This window comes from Marinomonas posidonica IVIA-Po-181, from assembly GCF_000214215.1.
In the GTDB taxonomy this organism is placed as follows: Bacteria; Pseudomonadota; Gammaproteobacteria; order Pseudomonadales; family Marinomonadaceae; genus Marinomonas; species Marinomonas posidonica.
In genome coordinates this window covers 2498223-2517225 of sequence record NC_015559.1, presented here as the reverse complement: position 1 = coordinate 2517225, position 19003 = coordinate 2498223, and the positions used below count along the sequence as shown (strand labels likewise).

Below are 19003 nucleotides of genomic sequence, written 5' to 3'. Positions count from 1 at the left end.
ATGGCAGGAAGTAACGAAGTCTCCCGCGCTAAAAAAGCGACACGAGTGAAACCCCCCGAAGCGATGTTTCTGGGGGATTTGGCGAACCAGCAAGCGAAACGTTATCGGCTTGCGCAAGGGTTCGGAGCGCTGTTTGCTGTGGCGTTGGTGCTTCAAGCCTGGGCTTTTGCCAATGTCTTTTCGGACATGGTACTAAGCCAAGAGTTTTCTATCTTCTTCCTGATGTTGGCGTTATTTGCTTTGCTACTGCGCGCTCTGGCTAATTATGGTCGAGAGCGCGTTTGTGCGTCTGCCAGTCGACACATTCGCTATGGCTTACGGCACAAATTGATTTCCCATCTCACACAACTTGGCCCAGCGCGTTTGCGCATTGAAGAAGACGCGGCCTTATCCACGCGAGTGTACGAACAAGTGGACGCGTTGGACGATTATTACAGTCGTTACAAGCCACAAGTTTTTATGGTGACGCTGATTCCATGTGTGATTTTACTGTCTGTCATCCCTGTGTCTTGGGTTGCCTTTTGGGTGTTTATGATCACCGCCCCTTTGGTGATTGTGTTTATGATTTTTGTCGGTCATAAAGCCGCTCAAGCCAACCGTCGTCAATTTAACGTGTTGGCCATGCTGTCGAATCAGTTTATGGACCTTAGTCAGGGATTGGCTGAGCTAAAACGCTTGGATCGCACCGGCGAAGCGCGAGAGCGTTTGTCCTACAGTGCTCAGGTGTATCAAAAAACCACCATGGGTGTGCTGTTATTGGCCTTCCTATCAACGGCGACTTTAGAGTTGTTTGCCTCGCTCGCCATTGCCATGATTGCCTTGTATTTAGGTTTAGGGCTGTTGGAAATCCTTCCTTGGCAGGTTGGTGTTGCGCCAGTGACCTTAACGCAAGCCATGTTTCTATTATTACTAGCGCCGGAGTTTTATCTGCCATTGCGTCAGCTGGGCAATGATTACCACGCCAAACAAAAGGCCGAGGCCGCCGCGACCGACCTGATGAGTATTTTGAACACGCCTTTGTCGGTTCAGAAGGCTCAGGTTGTGACAACAGAATACACACCAAGTAGCGTGCAATTGTCTTATTTGTCGTTTTATCAACTGGCTTGGCATGAAACGGGCCGTCAGCGCCTTGCGCCGATTACGGCGGACATTCAGCAAGGTGAACGAGTGTGGTTGAGCGGAGTCTCTGGTGTGGGTAAATCCAGTTTACTGCACTTATTGCTGGGCTTTGAAGAAGGCTATCAAGGCCAGTTGTTTGTCAAAGGAAAACCATTCGATCAACTGGACCTAAGCATTTGGCGAAGCAAGCTAGCTTGGTTACCGCAAACCCCAGAATGGGTCAACGGCAGCATTCGTCGTAACCTCTTACTAGGCATCACACCACCGAGTGACAGTGCCATACAAGCAGCCTTGCGAGACAGTCAGTGCGAGGCCTTTATCAAGGCGTTGCCAAAGGGGTTAGACACACCTTTAACAGAACTGGGCAGCGGCTTGTCAGGTGGGCAAATGCAACGTCTATCCATTGCCCGCGCCATGTTGTCTAAGGCTGAGGTGTGGTTGTTAGACGAGCCTTGTTCTGGTCTGGACACAGAGACGGCCGACGCGGTGCTGGAAACCTTAGAAAAAGTCTCACAAGGTAAGACATTATTGATGGTCAGTCATGACACTCATCCTATACATTGGGCCGATAAGCATTGGGTGTTAGAGCACGGAGGTCTGCATGAACAAGTCGTCTAAGTTGAGCTTGCGTGGGCTTCTATTAGCCAACCCTTGGGGCTTTATTATTCCTGTGTTGACAGGCGTTGCGGCCAGTGTCGCCGGCGTCGCCTTGTTGGGGGTGTCGGGTTGGTTTATTTCGGCAGCAGGGTTAGCAACGGCCATGGGCAGTGCATTGGTCTTCAATTATCTGACCCCGGGGGCCATCGTACGTGGACTTGCCATTTTACGAACGGCAGGCCGCTATGGTGAACAGGTCACAGCGCACAATCATCTACTGGGGTTATTACGGATCTTACGTCTGTGGGTTTGGGACCAACGAGTGGCTAAGCAGACAGCAAGCGTACACACACAAAGCCGTGGCGATTTATTGCAACGCTTGGTGAGCGACCTTGATCAAATCATTCGCTGGCCGCTGGTGGTGTTTCTACCTTGGTTGTACGCTTTGCTTGGTTATCTTGGGGTAAGTCTGTTGGTGTATTGTATCTCCCCAAGCTTACTTTGGCCGTTGGCGGTTTGCGCCATATGGCATTTAGTCTTACTGCCGTATTTGTGTGGTCGTATGGCCAGTCATGCGGTGCATGTTGGACAGATATTGGGTGTGCATCGTCGCAGTCGATTTGTCAGCTTATTCTCCGCTTTAGTGACCTTGACTATTCGAGGGCACTGGCAAGATTATGCGGCACGTTTAGAGCAGCTTGATGAACGCCAACGTCGCATGGAATTTGCCATACAGCAAGCGGTTAGTTTAGGGCGTTTACTGGGGTATCTGGTCACCATCGTCTTATTGGCCAGTGTATTCTGGTTGCTAGGGGATTTTTCTCTGCAAAGCGGAGTCTGGCATTTAAAGCAAGGTGTGCAGGGTACTTGGGTGGTTGGCTTAATATTGGCATTATTGGCGGTCAATGAATTGGTCTTGCCATTGGTGCAGTCTTTTGTGGCGCAAGGTCAGTCACAAGTTGGGTTACGCCGATTAAATCAACTACAGCAACCCGCATCCGCTAGAGTCTCGCATGCAATGGCATCCCTTACTCAATTGTCGTTAACTGAGTGGCGTGGTTTTCATATCGAGAGCGGACTGGGCAATCAGCCCATTGATTTCCAGATGCAATCAGGGGATCGCCTTTGGTTGCGTGGAGCAAGCGGCACAGGCAAATCAACCCTGTTGGCTTCCATTGCAGGCGATTGCATGGCCAGTGGCAAGGCTTATGTGAATCAGCAAGCTTGTGAACTCTACGACAATACCGGGTTTCAACAACACATTAGCTACTTGCCGCAATCGCCTTATGTCTTTCAACAAAGCATCGCGGCCAACTTACGGCTGGGGAACCCACAAGCCTCGGACGAAGACATGTGGGCAGTACTCGACGCGGTAGCGCTTTCGGATTGGGTACGTGGCTTAGAAAACGGACTCGGTACCTTACTCAGTTCACAAGGTCGTGACCTTTCTGGTGGACAGCGTAAGCGTTTGGTTTTGGCTAGGCTGTTATTACGCAGTGCACCTTTATTGTTGTTGGACGAACCCTTTGATGGCTTAGACAAGGCGACGATTGAGCGCATTTGTCATGCTTTGGATAATGACTACAAACCAGAGATGCTGATACTTGTGAGTCATATTGATAGTCCATTGTCGGCTGGGGCGAGAGTCATTGAGTTGTAACTTCCTTCCCCTTATTAAGAGGAGGGTTTCGTTTTTCCCGAGAGTGGTTTGGTTGCTTCTGATTGGCTTTGGGTGGGGGGGCATTTTTCCGCCCTGCTAGGCGGGTAACTTTTGCCAAACGATGCAAAAGTAACCAAAAGATCTTTTTCAGAATCATAAGGGCTCGTTTCTTTTTGACACTTTCTATATCTGCACAGAGTTCTCTATCGTAAGGTGTTGAATGGCTTTTATTCTTGGAAACGGACTGTCGGTTACTGAGTTGGGGAGACCATAAGGTCGCGCAATCAGGATCGCGTCGAACTGATTTCTGCTGAGGAGCTAATAGCCTCTTTTTACGTTTAAAAGTGTTTTATACCAAACTAAATTTTGTGTTCCTTCCCATTCTCTTTGAAAGGAAAGTTTTTCAAGGGGAGGGCTAGGATGGGTTTTTACTGTGCTAGATAGTTTGTTTCCTCTGATTGGCTTTGTTTGAGGTGCATTTTTCCGCCCTGCTAGGCGGGTAACTTTTGTCTAGCGCCGCAAAACTATATATAGAAAAACGCAAAAAATCGCTTCAATCCTTTCGCGCAATCCTTCACTGCATAAAAAGCGTGTCGAGGATTATCTCAAGAAACTCATTATCTCTTTTTTCAGTCATACATTGTTTGAGGTTGCGAATGGAGCGATCAACGTAGCGTAATCAGACAAGTTCATTTTTACCAAACCAAGTCTCTTGTTCGTTTCCTCATGTTTTCCCATGATTGGCTCGTTTTGTCTAAAAAATAATCACAGTATTGCGCGTTTGCGCTGGTAGAAAAATAAAAAGTCTTTTAGTATCAATGGATAAGAATATCCGCAGCAAAAATAACGAGCTGTGGATAAATGTGTAAACGCGTATGCTCGTTTTTCCAGTTTTGGATTTTGTTGATATCTTGATAAAAACTTTTTTTATCAGTTATTTATAAAGGTATTGGTAAAGTCTTTGAGTTGTCTAAACGCGCATGCGCACTATTAAAATGTTATACAACTCTAAGGATATGTGTTTATGTCAACTGAATATGATGGAAAAAGAATTTATAAGTACATGAGCGCAAGCCAAGCTATTTATGAAATTCGTGGTGATAAAATTCATGAATATATGAGAGCGTCACAACCTGTATATCAAATCAAAGGTAATCGTATTCATAAGTATATGAGTGCGTCTCAAGCTGAGTTTGAGATTAAAGGTAATAAAATTCATAAGTTCATGAGTGCATCTCAAGCAATTTACGAAATTAAATAAGTTGTATAGCAAGTTGCTCAAACGGAAAAATAACAGTTGGCCATCGCTTCGCGATTATAGCCAACCATTATTTACCGCTTAGCAAAGCGTTAAAGCGAACAATACCAAGGAGAAAATAAGTGACTGATAAAGCTAAAGAGAATATACCGTCAATATTGTCGTTAAGGAATGTAAGGGATTTAGTCGTATTAATATTTTTTGGTGTCCTTTCGTACAAACTATTCAGCATTGACTTGTCACTTAATATTAAAGAATTTGGGTTTACTGATTTGCTTTCAATGTTAGTCGCATTCTTTGCTATTGCTTTATCAGTAGCTTTTTACTTTAAGGCTACAGACACTAGTAATCGCTTCTATGATAATTCATACGCATTTACAAAGGATGTCTCAGAAATATTAGGCCGAATGGAAGCAGGGTTTGGAGAGAGACTGAGGCACTTAGATGAAGGGTACACAGGTATCCGAGATCGATTTGATAAACTACCTTTTGACTCCGCTAAAGCCATGGAGGAAATCGAAAAAGAGAATGAAGAAATTAAGAAAAAAGAGGCTGAACAGCGTAAAACTCTAGAAGAACTTGCACAAAAAGCACATCTCGTAGAAAGCGAGAAAACAGCACTTTTTGAGCACATGGAAATGCTAAACCGGGACCTTGAAGAATCAAAATTAGAGGCAAGACGCCTACAAAAAATCATGCATATGAACGAAATGAAACATGGAGAGGGTCCTTTTGAAGTGCTTCAATATTTGGTTAGGCGTTTTTCTGATGTAAGAGATCCGGAAATCTCGTTGAAATCACCTTTATCAAGTTATAGAAATATTTTCAGAAAGTTAAAAAATGATCTTCCCCGAGAAGCTATAAGGGATCTTGAGATGCATGGTCTCATCGATGATGAAGGTGATTTGACTCGCCATGCGATTGAAAGAATAAGAATGATTGAGCGAAAGATGGCTTAGCTTTAACAAGCGCAAGCAGTCGGAAAAATTACTCGCTGCGCTCCTAATATTCCGCTGTTGCGGGCGTTAGCGTGGCAAAGATAGGTTAAGGTTTTTTGTTCAAACAATGGAATGTATTCTGCACCAAGTATCAGCATTATTTCCATCATTCCCTAGTTTGAAATTTATCCTCGGTTCGTTTTGCAAATGTAGGCTAATAAAGTAAATCGTTGGCTTACCATTATTTAGTTTTGAAAAGTCGAGGTTCGTCTGTTAATAATGAACCATGAATTATTAATTAAAAATTGTTTCACTGTGGAATTCTGCTTTGGTGCGGTTTTGGCGGTAACTTTAAGAGGTAGCATTAAATTGTGCGCTCGGATGGTTGCCAGCTAACAAGTCACTGAAGTCAGACAAAACAGAGTTGTACCGGTTCTTGCAAACGACGCAACAACCGGCCCAAACAAACTGTTTTGCTTCTTAGTGAGACGTTATATTTAAGGAGAAATCGTGCAGGATTTTAGTTGGCACTGCCCATATTGTGATAGAAGTGCGACGATTACCTCGTCGAATTTCTCAGGAAAATTCCATGTCGTCGATAAGAACTCAAAGGACGAAAAAATTGCTCTTCATACATCACTAATTACTTGCCCAAATTCTGACTGTAAAGAATATACAATTTCTGCACAGCTATTTTTATGGCGCTGGTTAGGTAATGATTGGGGGCCAGAAGGTGAACCTCTACTAAAGTGGTCATTGAAGCCGCAGTCCGAATCAAAGCAATTTCCTGATTACATACCTCAAGCTATCACCTCAGATTATGAAGAGGCCTGTCTCATAAGAGATCTTAGCCCTAAAGCATCTGCAACACTCTCTCGGAGGTGCTTGCAGGGCATGATTCGCGATTTCTTCAACGTGAAAGAAAAAACACTATTTCACGAAATTAACGCGATAAAAGAAAAAGTGGATCCGCTAACTTGGGATGCTATTGATGCAGTGCGCAGCATTGGTAATATCGGTGCCCATATGGAGAAGGATATCAATTTAATTATTGATGTTGACTCCAATGAAGCTGGTTTATTAATCGGGTTAATTGAGTCGTTGATTCAAGATTGGTACGTGGCGAGATTTGAAAGGCAGCAAAGGCTTCAAACTATAGTTGGCGTTGCTGAAAAGAAAAAGGCAGAGAAATCGCAATAAATATAACAAGCAAAGGCAGCATCGCCCTTCGGGCTGGACGCGCTAACGCGCGCCGCTGCTTTGGGCGTTAGGCGTTCAGGGAAATAATGAAGTATTTGAAAGTAATTTTAGCTGTTGTAATGTTCTGGGTAGAATCGGTACAGGCAGAAATTATCTACGACAAATCGAGAGAAAGAAATATTCCGATAAATATATCTTATCCAGTTGATAAAAAGAGTTGCAGCATGGAGCTAAAATGTTCTGTGGCATTTCTCAGCGCTGGATACGGCGTTTCTCATACAAGGTACTCATTCTTGGCCAAACAGCTTAATGAGCTAGGTTACCTTGTAGTTGCTGTAGCTCATGAACTTCCGCAAGACCCGCCGTTATCTATAGAAGGAAACCTATATGAGACAAGAAGTGAGAACTGGGCTAGGGGGGCTACTACACTTGAGTTTCTATGGGGTGAACTTCAACCTCGTTTTCTAAACTATGACTTTGGGGCCTTGCTGTTAGTTGGCCACTCGAACGGTGGCGATATTTCTGCATGGCTTGGGAATGAAGGGAGGCCCTATATTAAATCAATCATCACCTTAGATCATAGGCGAGTACCTCTACCGCGATCTAAAAATATTGGTATTCTATCTATCCGAGGTGGTGATTTTTCTGCTGACAAGGGAGTCTTGCCGACTGATAGCGAAAGAGAGCTCTATAGCAGTTGCGTCGTAAAAATAACAGAGTCGAAGCACAATGATATGTCAGATCATGGACCTTCCTGGTTAAAGAAGGAAATTTTAGGCTTGGTAAAAAGTTATTTAAATAGTGCAGTTTGTGGCTCGTCCGGCAAAGCCTAACAAAAACAGGCAGCAGGACGCTCGCAAGCTCGCGCCTCTGCTGTAAGCGTTATGTTTTACGAGAATATCGTGATGGATTATAGAGTTGATAAATTTTTAGCAGTATTAGGTTTTGCTCTTTGCTCAATCACTACAGCGCTTTTATTTAATCCAGTTACTGCTAATTTTTATTTTTCTCACGGCCGTTATTTTGTATATGTGGCTTTGGCAGTTTTTGTAGTGGCAATTGTCTTAACTTGGTTGAGATCGTTTAAGCTAAAAGGTGCAAAAAATCATATAATGGCGGGCATTAAGACTTTAGTAATGTGTGGTGTTTTTGCTACCGCATTTATCATTTTAATAGTGACTCACAGCGGTATATAAGTAAAACATAACAAGCTGTTTAAGGCAGGACTGCTAAAGTTTGGCTCGGTTTCGCTTCGCTACACATTTTAGCCAAACATTATCAGCCCCTTAACAGGGCGTTAAATTTCTATTCGAGTTTAGTTATGAATATTGAGAACGTAGAAAAAACAGATTATGCAACACTCATAGAAATTTGGGAGGCTTCTGTTCGAGCAACTCATGATTTCTTGCAAGAAGAAGATATTGTTACCTTAAAGCCTTTGATTTTAGAGCATTATTTTGATGCCGTTGATCTTAAATGTGCCAAAGATAAAAATGATAAAATTCTAGGGTTCTGTGGCGTTCATGAAGGCAATATTGAAATGCTGTTTATTTCACCAGAAACTCGAGGTAGCGGAGTAGGTTCTCAATTAACTGACTATGCAGTTAATCATCAGGGCGCTACGAAAGTTGATGTAAACGAACAAAATAAACAAGCCTTAGGCTTTTATGAGCGTGTTGGGTTTAGTGTAGTTGGCCGGTCACCACTAGATGGTCAGGGCAAACCATACCCACTACTGCACATGGAGCTGACCAAAATTTAACAAGCGCCTGCAATCTGACCTCCGGCCACTGTCAGCTTTTTTGCGGTGGTTCTGCAAAAAAGGCGCCATTGGCCTCCGGCAGTTGAGGCGGGCGTTATGAGTTAAGGATAGCCTAGTGTATTTTTGGAACATTGAAGCATTAAAAAATGATATTCGCGCAGATAATTTTAGTGAAAAAGAACGGTTTATTTACTTTGTAATTTACTTTGTTTTCAGTGCTATTGGTCTTGAACTGGTAATGTATATGCCAATTGAAAATGCTAACCTATGGGACTATGTTGATAGTTTTTTAAATATTCTAATTGTATTAGTAGGAACTGTATTCGCTTATAAGGCTAATGGTTCTAGTAGCGGAAATGATTTTCTGGGTAAATATTTTTCCATAAGTTTTGTTGTTTTGATTCGATTTTTAATTTATTTAATTCCACTTTTGGTTTCATATATAATTTATTATGAATATGCTTATAGTTATGAAGAAGTAGCAACAAATTACATCGATGTAATTCCATTTCTTGTCTTGTCGTCATTATTATATTGGAATATTTGCCGTCATATTGAGCAAGTTAACTCATAACAAGTCATTTCAGCAGGACAAAAAAACAGCTGGTTTTTGCTCGTGCCTCACTAATTTTAGCCAACTATTATCAGCCGCTTAATGTGGCGTTATTTGGCAGGGAGGAGCTATGATCCCAGTAGCAGTTCTTGTTTATGTCCCCGATGTGGAGACAGGGCTTCAGTGGTATCAGCAAGCGTTTCCAGAAGCTGTTCCAACTCATCTTCCAGACTTTGATTTCATGGTACTCGATGTAAACGGGTTTTCTCTTGAAATCGTTCAATCTGATGACAAGGTTTCTGAGGGTAAAAAGGGAACTGTACTCTATTGGTCTGTGAGTGACTTATCTGTTGCATTATCTCGTTTCGAAGCTCTTGGAGCATCTTTATATCGTGGTCTAATGGAGATCGAAAGTGGACTCTCTATGTGCCAACTCGAAGATCCCTTTGGAAACTTAATCGGTCTACGTGGGACAACCACATAATAAAGCGTTTAAAGATTTGATTGTAGGGCTGAAAAATTTTCGTGATTCTATGCAGTGGGTGTCTGTTAGTATGTTTGATTTTTTAAATAAGGTTAAGGGGGCTAAAAAATATTAAATTCCAGATCTTTAGTTTTTTACATGTTATTTTCTCAAAGTAGAAAGCTAAGGCCTACAATAAAAGTAAATATAGGAAAATTATTAATCTGAGAATATTTAATTGTTATAAATAAAAATATTTAACGTTTTTCATAGAAAGACCCAATCCAATAGGGAGTCTTTCTATGAAAACGGTAGGGCCGTTAACAGGCTAAATAATTGTCGTGATAATAAATTAAAATTGCTTCTTCATCAGACGATCTATAGAGAAATAGCCACCACCAAAAGCCGCAATCAGTAATGTTCCCACAGTCCAAAATAGAGAGGCTAGATAGGCTTTTAGTTGCACTAAATGCAGAAATTTAACGCCCCCATCACTCAATCTTGAAATACCTTCTGGTGTGAAAAAATCGCTACCTGCTTGAAGAGCTTCTATGCCTGCTGGTGTTAAAAACGCATGACCAAAAGGGTGCGCAAAGTGAAACCACAAAGTGATTGCCAACATCACGGCATTGGCGATTGCAACAGGTCGAGTAAGCAAACCTGCAACAATAAACATCCCTCCAAAAAACTGCATAACCGCCAATAAAGGCGACCACAACCAACCTGGATAAAACCCAAGATGTTCGACAAAACCGACTTGAGCGAAAGGGTCGAGAATTTTTGGCCAGCCTTCAATAACCAACATTCCCCCAAAGATAATACGGAATATTAACCATCCATATGGTTGGGCAAACTGATTATATAAAGTACTCATAATTGGCAAAAACAAACGTTCCTCGTTACTCTGAAATATTGATACGTTAGACATATCCTTCCTTCCTTAATGATTAATACTCGTAATGAGATTAGCACTTAGCCTTCGGAAACATACTGATTCAAATCAAAAGTCATAGATACAATTTATAGTTTTAAAATGTTTTTTGATTTCGTAATAAGGTTTAATCTGATTATTAAGGTGCTTAAAAAAGGCCGAAGTTGGCCTAAAAATATGATGGATATGTAAACTGTGTTTGAGTAATACAGGCTTTTAGACCTTGCCCTATGGGTCTTCCAGAGAAAACGTCCTACTGCGTTGCGACTCTTTGAAAGGTACCTACATTCCTTCAGAGTCGCGCCTTATTTGACAATTTCTCTGAAAGACTGAGGTTTAGTAGACTTATTCGTACCTTCCTTAAGTTGCATCAAATTGTTGGAAACGAAAGCGACTCAGGTCAGACTAATCGGCGCTCGGTAGTGTAATTAGTCAAGTAACAGAGAAACCATGATCAGGTGAAAGGTTCTGAGGGTAGGCTTGCCACCGCCGCCGATATAGGTAAAACTACTGAGATGGACGATAAAAAAAGAGTCTTCTTAACCTGATTTAGGGACAAGAGCGTTCGAAAACACACCGCAAAGACACAGGGAGGTCGCATCATGAAAAAAGCAAATCCCTTATATAAAGACGCGGCAGTTCAACAGACAGTTATAATTGCGGCTGCGCCGCCGTATAACCCTTAATTGTTATGCTTACAATCAAAATCAAGGAGTAGGTTTGAAATATTTTATATCCATTATAATTATTTTCTTTTCTTCATATGGATTAGCGGTGAATGAAAGTATCAATTTAGGATCTGGTAAATTCACAATTGAAGGTGGTACGGGTCATACTGAAAAAAAGATAGATATTTATTATCATCTACCTATTTCCCATAATCAAAACACTAAAGTACTTATTGTCATTCCTGGGTCTGGAAGAAATGGAAGGAGCTATCGTGACTCATGGGTTGAAGCCTCAGAAAAATACAATGTGTTGATTTTATCTCCTAGTTATTCTGAAAAGTCTTACCCGAGGTTTTGGAATTACAACATTGGAAGAATGCTTTCTGATGTAAAAATCAATAAAGCTAAAACTGCTGTAGTAGGCTATAAAGTTGTATTTGATCCCAATGAATGGATTTTTAGTGATTTTGATAGGATTTTTAATTACTCAATTTCTGAACTTAGTTTAACCGCAAAACAATATGATATGTTCGGACACTCTGCAGGTGGTCAAATATTGCATCGATTTGCTTTATTTGATACTAAAAACAAAGCTAATCGAATTTTAGCGTCAAATTCTGGTTGGTATACAGTTCCTACTTTCAACGAAGACTTCCCTTATGGACTTGGTAAAGGTATCTCTACACAAGAGAAAATACGTCCTGCTTTCAAGTCAAAGCTTACTATTTTTCTTGGAGAGCTAGACAATGAACATGAAACTCGCGGTCACCTTGTAAGAAATCCACAAATAGATATTCAAGGCACTTATCGTTTGAGTCGTGGAAAGCATTTTTTTAAAAAATCAAAAGAGTTAGCTTCTAGCCTTAATGTTAAATCCAATTGGAACATCTATATAGTTCAAGGTGTTGGACACGACTATAAAAATATGGGTAAAGCAGCTGCGAAATACCTGTATTCTGAGTAGTGTAAGCATAACAAGGCCATGTAGCAGAGCCACTGCGTACCTTGGACAGCCTAGTTGTTGATGGCGGGCGTTAGGCATCATCAGGGAAAATCAATGCACATATTTACTACACTAGATAAGGAATCATGCTGTAAAGCCATAGAAAAGGAAGGGGTAAGTCGCTTGTCTTTTGTCTATCATCTGAAAGTTAGAGATATTGATGACTACAATAAATGGCTGAACGAAACTGAGCATAGCTTTAGTGGCAAAAGGTTATATCGAGTTAAGGCTGACCCAGTTGCTCGAGAAGGGATGTTGGTAGATGAAATTCTGATCGACGAATTTTCCTCATTACAAGAGGGACTCAATTTCTTATCCGCCTTCGGTGGTGCTCTAGAACGGTTTTGTGTTGAGCATGTCATCTTAGCAATTAAGCCGGAACCATCGATTGTTTTTCATATGGTCAAATGGATATCATGGCTTATTCGGTTGTTCAAAGGGACTACCGATAAAGGTACACCTAGCGCTAATTGGAGCGCTGAAAATATTGCTGTTTGGCCAGATGACAAGCAAATGGAAGTAGCAAGAGCCCAAAATCTTGACGAGACACTCTTTGTTTACAATCTAAATAAATATAAGCCGGTCGCCGAGTACAGAGGTTTCAACGAAGACAGTAAAAATGTCAGCGGAAAGGAAGCCTATGATCGCTATTCCAAAATTGCAGGTTTTGAATTGCTGAGAAGAGGGGCATACCCAGTTTATGGTGGAAAGCCAATTTGTTTATTCGGCGGTCACAAGGATTGTATGCTAGCAGAGCATTGGGATCATTTTATATTTGTTCGTTATCCTCAGCGTCGTAACCTTCTAGCCATGATTGAAAGCGAAGAATTTCACAAAGGTGAAGTCCACCGCGATGCAGGGCTTGAGCGTGTAGCAATTTTCATGGGCAAAGAAGCCTAACAAGTTGCTGTACTCGGAAAAACTACTCGCTGCGCTCCAAATTTTCCGGTGAGCAAGGCGTTAGGCGTCATTGTTGCAAACTTTAGGAGTTACTTAAATTTTGAAGAATCAATTTTTTGAAGGAGGCTGTCTCTGTGGAAATATTAGATTTTCTGCAAAAGGCCCTGCATTAAAACCTCATACTTGCTCTTGTCGACAATGTCAGCGCCATTCTGGATCATTAACCCAAGCGTGGGTCGAATTTCCTAAAGAAAATATAACTTGGATAGGAGCTGATGGAGAGCCTTCAAAATGGCGCTCTTCTGAATACTCTTCTAGAGCTTTTTGTGCTAATTGTGGCAGCACGATTGGGGCTTTTGACGATGAACCAATAATTGCTATTGCATTGGGTGTATTTGATAGACCTAACGTTAAAGCTATTGCTCCAAAAAGCCATTCCTATATTTCCAAAAGACCTAAATGGTGGAAAGTAGAGGTAGACGCCTAACAAGAATTTTCAAGTCGGACTCGTAACCGTTTTCTCGGTTCCACTTCGTTTTACATTTTAGCAAACTATTATAAGCCGCTTAAAACGGCGTTATAACTCTTTGAAATATCGAGCTTAATGAGCATAAAGAGATCAGAGCCCTTTAATCAGTTTTTTAATTATTGGCTCATTTTACCTAAAAAATAACCACGGTTTTGAGCGTTTGCGCTGGAAGGAGGTAAAAATATCATTTAACTCTAACCCCTTTAATTTGCAGAGTAATTCATAACTAAAATTTATTGTGATGAAATGGATAAGAAAAGTGATTTTTTCACTCCATTTAATGAGAAAGATATCGAAGCTCTAGAAAAACAAATAAAGAAAATAAATAATCTGGATTGAACCAGCATCACAAAGCCAGCCAATTCGCCAGTAAGCTGGCTGGACTCGTTTCACTCGCCCTTGCTGGCAGGCGTTACAGGTTGAAATCTCAGAGGTGAATGAATGGAAGTAATATTCGGAAGTTGTCTTTGTGGAGAGGTGAAATTTAAATGTGAAAATACGTTTTCGCAGTTTCATCTATGTCATTGTTCTCAATGTCAAAAAACCACAGGTTCAGCGCATGCTTCAAACTTATTCACTCAGCCTGAGAACATTGAATGGGTAGCTGGTGAAGATTGCGTAAAAAGGTATGATTTACCTGGGAGAGCAATAACTAGCGCCTTTTGTAAAAGTTGTGGCTCGCCGGTACCTTATTTGTCTATTTCTGGGAAAGCGCTTGTGATACCAGCAGGCATTTTAGAGTCAGCCCCCAATATTTCTCCTCAAGATAATATATTTTGGAGTGAACATGCTTCTTGGTATGAGGCTGGCATTAAGTCAAAAAAATATGATGGCTTTCCAACTTAAACGAGTAACTAAGCCATTAAAAACTCGCTCTTTCAGCGCTGGGCTCGCCACAAGTTGCTCGCCTTTTATGGCGGTGTTAGTTGATAGGGAAGGTGCGCTCGGTAGTTTTATGCTTCGTTCCTATGACCCGCCTGAAAAGGTTCTGACTATTGCTAAGTGGAACACGCGTGAAGACTGGGAGCGGTTTTGGGAAAATCGTAACCCAGAAAAAATGCAGAAAATGCGTGAAATTGCTGAACGTATTTCGGTTGAACCATTCGACGAAATAGAAGACAGAACGAAATAGTGGCTGCGGCACATAATATCGAGCATGTTATTGAGGAAGTCGCACTTATCAAACAAAGGCCGTTGGACGCGTAAATGCGCCGCTGCTTTGGGCGTTATATTCACATCGGAAGCTAAGTTATGACAGAGACAAGACAAACAGCCGTTCCAACAATACAAATAGAAAATGATCGAGTTATCGTCACCGAATGGAAATTTCCACCTGGTGCTGAAACGACTTGGCATACCCACGAATATGATTACGTCGTAGTCCCACAAACATCTGGAAAGCTATTAATAGAATCGGAATCTGGCAAAAACATTTCGGACCTTACTGTCGGCCAATCATATACCCGACCAAAGGGAGTAAAACACAACGTCATAAACAGTAACGAGTATGAATTTGTCTTTATAGAAATAGAGCTAAAGTAGCTTTAATTACTAAAAGAATATAACAAAGCGCTCGTGTCGGAATCGCTCACTACGCCCGTTCTCCGCAAAACGCGGCATTAGGTGTAATTTTGACATAATAATTAGGGGTGGAATAATAGAATTTTATTCTACCCCTTTAATTTTGTTTAAACGCCAACTCATACTTCTTGAGGATAAACCTTTAAAAAAACCGTATTTATACAGTATCTCAATCTTCTAAGGCTTTCTTCATATTGTAATTAATACCTTCAAAAGGCTCTATTTTTCTGGTAGAAATCCGGAAATTCCTTTATTGTAAATGAAAAAGGATTTATCGCTTACTCCTTTTAGGAAGGAGTAAGCGATGTGCCAATAAAAATTACGTTCATGCTCACTATTAAGATATTAGACAGTACAGGTAGAGGATTTGAAAATGGTAGATAATAATAGATTAAAAGGATTAGGTGGGTGGTTGATTTTGGTTGGACTCGGCGTTTTAATACGTCCTATTATTTTACTTTTAACGATTTTTCCAATTTTCAAATCTATATTTGAAAATGGAATGTGGGAAGCCTTAACTGCAAAAGGATCAGAGTTATATATTCCATATTTTAGTTCGTTGTTAGCCGCTGAATTAGCATGTAACATAATATTTTTCTTGGCATCAATTTATTTGTTTTATTTGTTTTTTTCAAAGAACTACCTTTTTCCAAAGGTATATATAGCTATTTCTGTCGCATCCTTAGTTTTTATTCCTCTCGATTCTTGGCTTGTGAACAAAGTTTTTCCTGATGTTTCGGTGTTTGATCCAGAGACAACAAAAGAGTTTATTCTGGTACTTATAAGTTGTATTATTTGGATTCCTTATATGCTTCTTTCAAAAAGAGTTAAGATTACGTTTGTAGAGAATATGCCTGAAAAATCTCAGCTGAACACTGAACGTGTTAGCTAATTTAGAGCATTATGTATTAGGTTATCCAAATTTAAATAATTAGCAATAATTAGGGTCAGAGTAAAATTAAATATAATTTAACTCTGACTCCTTTAATTTGACCCCTTTAATTAAATTTCGTCATTATGAAGAAAATTACTTGTACCTGTTTGGTCTCGAGCTTAGGGCATTAGCAGGTCTAATGACGAAAATATTCTGCTTTTACATCTGATACCATTAGAATTGGTATCGATCCTACTTACTTTTGAGTATAAAAAAGCCGATGTCGCGTTAGCTCGTTTTGAAATTGCCCTTGGTAATGCCATTAGCTTACTGGACACCCACCTAGTTGTTTTTACACGCTAGACTTTAGACTGGATATGCCATGTAAAAATTCATGAGAGGAATGAAAATATCCGGGGGCATTATAGTCATAGAAGTCCAATGAGATACACATAGAAACTTGATGTACTCTAACGGATGTATAAAAGCGAAGACGCTTTTTTGCTTGGCTGTTGTTTTTCTTTAAAGGAATAATTGATCTTTAATGTGCTATGGAAGGAATGGTATGCAATGGCCTTGGATAAGGAGTAGCGGAGTATGGTTTGTTCTGCTCGCGCTTTTTTTACTTTCTTCATCCATGAATGCCGCTTCACTGGAGAAAGGTGGCGTTGTGCACTTGGAGGATTCTGCCCTTCGTTATGATTTGAATTCCGCGCCGCAAGCATCTGGCCTTTTCATTTGCCCCGCTAATATGGAGGTTAGCGACATTCTTACGATGGCGAAGGTGGATGCCTTGCCAATAGATACGACAACTCGCCCTAATTTTAAAAAACACCCACGCTATTGTTTCTATCTTCAGGTACGTAATGAAACGGATTATAGTAATTGGGTGTTGCATTTTAGTAATCTGTTTATCAATAGCATCACTCTCTTGGTGGCAGATGAAACGCACGTTGAGCGTTATCAATCTGATTTAAGTCAGGGCCTCGAAGACGAGCACATCAATGTGATTGGTCGAGGGTTTAGTGTTCAATTATTGCCAGAGAGAACCTACACACTTGCTATTGAGTTGAATACCGAAGCATGGGTAGCACCGCCTTATTTTGCATTGATGAACGAGCGTCAATATCGTCTCTGGCACAATAAGCTTGGCCGTGTATTTAATATCTCTATCGGCGTTATTATAGGTTTAGTGGTGATAGCGTTATTGTGTGCTTTGGTTTTGAGGGATGCCACATTTTTTTGGTTTGGTGTGTCTTCACTACTGTTGTTGTTCTTTTTCATCATACGTAGTGACTTCGGTATTTATCTTCTTAATGGACCCCATGAACTACCTGTTTGGCTGTGGGGGTGGGCCTCAGCAACCTTGATAAGTCTGCTGTTATTTGCTCGTTCCTTTTTGCTGGTCGGTGCCACGCAATCGAAGTTATATCGTTTCTTCGTTGCAGCCGTTGTCCTTTCTTGTTTTTCTTTCGTGTTGAGCTTTTATCTGAGTAGGAATGAAAATGCCATGCTCTACATGCTTAACGGTGTTGCGATGGTGATTCTCTTGTTGTACGCAGGTCGAGTTAAACAAAAGGAGCATGGTCGTTTTTATCTGCTGTTTATGCTGGGTTGGTTACCTGTTTTGTACTCATTTGTCAGAAAGGGAGCCGTTCTATCTGTGGCACCTGAGCCGTTTGTGAGTACGTTGTCGTATAACATTCTGCAAGAGCCTTTTTTACAGATTTTACATATGTTGATTCATTTTTTTGCTTTGTTAGTACGCATTATGTACTTGAAAAAGCAGAAGTATCAGGCTGAATTGCAAAATGAAGCAAAGTCACGTTTTTTAGCCTCTGTAAGCCATGATTTGCGCCAGCCTTTGCATAGCATGAGCATATTTCTAGCTCATTTAGAGGAACATATTACTTCTCAGGCTGGTAGAGTTCTGTTATCCAAAGCGTATGGTTTGCATAGCTCGATGAATGACTCGTTTAAAAAACTGATGGATCTTAGCAGGCTTGAAGCGGGCGCCGTTCAGGTACATCGTGAGCATATCGCGTTGGATCGCGTTATCGAAAAAATGCGTGCAGAATTTGAGCCTTACGCACGTGATAAAGGCTTGAAATTACGTATTCACCTATCTCAGCGAACCTTATTTTGCGATTCAGAGCACTTTGAACGCATTCTCCGAAACTTAATCTCTAATGCCCTTAAATATACTCAGCAAGGAGGTGTTTTAGTTTGCTTACGTGGTCGTAAAGAGCATCTCTTGATTCAGGTATGGGATACAGGCTGTGGCATAACGCAAGACGAGCAGCTTATGATATTTGATATTTATAGCCGCTCAGAGAAGGTTGCCGATCGTCATACCGGGATGGGTATTGGATTAGCGATTGTGAAACAGCTTGTTGAATTATTAGGTGGTGAGATTAGTCTGAGATCTGTCGAAAACCAAGGCTCGATGTTTCAGGTTAGACTGCCAATAGTGAATGACGCAACCTTGAGAGAGGAGGTTGAAACGCCTAGCAACCAACGGTTCAGTTTGCAATTTACCGATGAGTTTTCCAGTCCTCAACTTGCTGAGCAAGTGCTGACACAACTAAAGCGTTGGGGATATCCAGTTACGGAGAAGGAGGTGAATACTCAAACGATAAAGAGGGATAACCGCTGTGTATTGGTATTGACAGATCTAGGTGATTCATCTGATGGTGATGCCATATTGGAGCAGATCAAGGCAATAAAGAAACGTTTTGATGGAGCGATATTAGCGGTATTTCTAGATGAAATAGCACGAGAGCGCCTTTCTCAGCGAGCAGAATTAGACGTTCATGTTTTACCACGAAACTATCGTCCCGCTCAGCTTCGTTCTTTGATTCGCTATTTAGAGAGCGCTCTTAAGATATAAGGTGTAAGCGTTTTCTAAACAGATTTACCCGAAAAATTAGAGAATTTACTTTTTTACTCATCATGCTGTTAAATTCC

19 protein-coding genes are annotated in these 19003 nt (G+C 41.0%); 18 read left to right on the top strand and 1 reads right to left on the bottom strand.

All coding sequences use genetic code 11. From position 1 onward, the window contains the following. The 10 genes from cydD to MAR181_RS11640 all read left to right on the top strand — a co-directional run bounded on the left by cydD (position 1) and on the right by MAR181_RS11640 (position 9571). Complete coding sequence (cydD, locus tag MAR181_RS11685; RefSeq protein WP_013796802.1) at positions 1 to 1737, top strand: thiol reductant ABC exporter subunit CydD; 1737 nt, start codon at positions 1 to 3, stop codon at positions 1735 to 1737. Next, positions 1721 to 3376: an amino acid ABC transporter ATP-binding/permease protein gene (locus MAR181_RS11680; protein ID WP_013796801.1), complete on the top strand. Its 1656-nt coding sequence runs from the start codon at positions 1721 to 1723 to the stop codon at positions 3374 to 3376. Before cydD ends, MAR181_RS11680 begins: the two co-directional genes overlap by 17 nt. 1024 nt (positions 3377 to 4400) lie before the next feature. Continuing rightward, positions 4401 to 4637: a hypothetical protein gene (locus MAR181_RS11675; protein WP_013796800.1), complete on the top strand. Its 237-nt coding sequence runs from the start codon at positions 4401 to 4403 to the stop codon at positions 4635 to 4637. Between the two features lie 119 nt (positions 4638 to 4756). Beyond that, positions 4757 to 5593, top strand: a complete 837-nt coding sequence (locus MAR181_RS11670; RefSeq protein ID WP_013796799.1) for a hypothetical protein — start codon at positions 4757 to 4759, stop codon at positions 5591 to 5593. A gap of 489 nt (positions 5594 to 6082) precedes the next feature. Further along, a complete protein-coding gene (locus MAR181_RS11665) occupies positions 6083 to 6772 on the top strand; it encodes a DUF4145 domain-containing protein (RefSeq protein ID WP_013796797.1) in 690 nt (229 codons plus the stop codon). A gap of 86 nt (positions 6773 to 6858) precedes the next feature. Continuing rightward, complete coding sequence (locus MAR181_RS11660) at positions 6859 to 7605, top strand: alpha/beta hydrolase (RefSeq protein ID WP_013796796.1); 747 nt, start codon at positions 6859 to 6861, stop codon at positions 7603 to 7605. A gap of 72 nt (positions 7606 to 7677) precedes the next feature. Next, complete coding sequence (locus MAR181_RS11655) at positions 7678 to 7968, top strand: hypothetical protein (protein WP_013796795.1); 291 nt, start codon at positions 7678 to 7680, stop codon at positions 7966 to 7968. A 125-nt stretch (positions 7969 to 8093) separates the two neighbouring features. After that, entirely contained in the window at positions 8094 to 8534 is a 441-nt protein-coding gene (locus tag MAR181_RS11650) for an acetyltransferase (protein WP_013796794.1), read from the top strand. A gap of 115 nt (positions 8535 to 8649) precedes the next feature. Next, the gene (locus MAR181_RS11645; protein ID WP_013796793.1) at positions 8650 to 9108 is read left to right on the top strand and encodes a hypothetical protein; all 459 of its coding nucleotides are present in this window, start codon (positions 8650 to 8652) and stop codon (positions 9106 to 9108) included. A 109-nt stretch (positions 9109 to 9217) separates the two neighbouring features. Next, on the top strand, positions 9218 to 9571 hold the full coding sequence (locus MAR181_RS11640; protein ID WP_013796792.1) for a VOC family protein: 354 nt from the start codon (positions 9218 to 9220) through the stop codon (positions 9569 to 9571). A 331-nt stretch (positions 9572 to 9902) separates the two neighbouring features. Here MAR181_RS11640 and MAR181_RS11635 read toward each other — a convergent pair whose 3' ends face one another. Continuing rightward, entirely contained in the window at positions 9903 to 10478 is a 576-nt protein-coding gene (locus MAR181_RS11635; RefSeq protein WP_013796791.1) for a DoxX family protein, read from the bottom strand. 723 nt (positions 10479 to 11201) lie between these two features. On the opposite strand from MAR181_RS11635, the gene MAR181_RS11630 reads away from it, so the two are divergent. The 8 genes from MAR181_RS11630 to MAR181_RS11600 all read left to right on the top strand — a co-directional run bounded on the left by MAR181_RS11630 (position 11202) and on the right by MAR181_RS11600 (position 18926). Next, complete coding sequence (locus MAR181_RS11630) at positions 11202 to 12113, top strand: hypothetical protein (protein ID WP_013796790.1); 912 nt, start codon at positions 11202 to 11204, stop codon at positions 12111 to 12113. Between the two features lie 93 nt (positions 12114 to 12206). Next, positions 12207 to 13052 (top strand): DUF1330 domain-containing protein, encoded by an 846-nt coding sequence (locus MAR181_RS11625; protein WP_013796789.1) that lies wholly within the window; start codon positions 12207 to 12209, stop codon positions 13050 to 13052. A 100-nt stretch (positions 13053 to 13152) separates the two neighbouring features. Continuing rightward, positions 13153 to 13539, top strand: a complete 387-nt coding sequence (locus tag MAR181_RS11620; RefSeq protein ID WP_013796788.1) for a GFA family protein — start codon at positions 13153 to 13155, stop codon at positions 13537 to 13539. 483 nt (positions 13540 to 14022) lie between these two features. Beyond that, on the top strand, positions 14023 to 14427 hold the full coding sequence (locus MAR181_RS18250) for a GFA family protein (RefSeq protein WP_013796787.1): 405 nt from the start codon (positions 14023 to 14025) through the stop codon (positions 14425 to 14427). Between the two features lie 109 nt (positions 14428 to 14536). After that, positions 14537 to 14713 carry a hypothetical protein gene (locus MAR181_RS11615; protein ID WP_216086342.1) on the top strand — a complete coding sequence of 59 codons (177 nt, stop codon included), beginning with the start codon at positions 14537 to 14539 and terminating at the stop codon, positions 14711 to 14713. Between the two features lie 119 nt (positions 14714 to 14832). Then, positions 14833 to 15123: a cupin domain-containing protein gene (locus MAR181_RS18710; protein WP_013796785.1), complete on the top strand. Its 291-nt coding sequence runs from the start codon at positions 14833 to 14835 to the stop codon at positions 15121 to 15123. Between the two features lie 412 nt (positions 15124 to 15535). Next, positions 15536 to 16054 (top strand): DUF2569 domain-containing protein, encoded by a 519-nt coding sequence (locus tag MAR181_RS11605; RefSeq protein ID WP_013796784.1) that lies wholly within the window; start codon positions 15536 to 15538, stop codon positions 16052 to 16054. Between the two features lie 652 nt (positions 16055 to 16706). Further along, positions 16707 to 18926, top strand: coding sequence for a sensor histidine kinase (locus tag MAR181_RS11600; RefSeq protein WP_171810319.1), 2220 nt, complete (start codon positions 16707 to 16709; stop codon positions 18924 to 18926). The last annotated feature ends 77 nt before the right edge of the window (positions 18927 to 19003 follow it).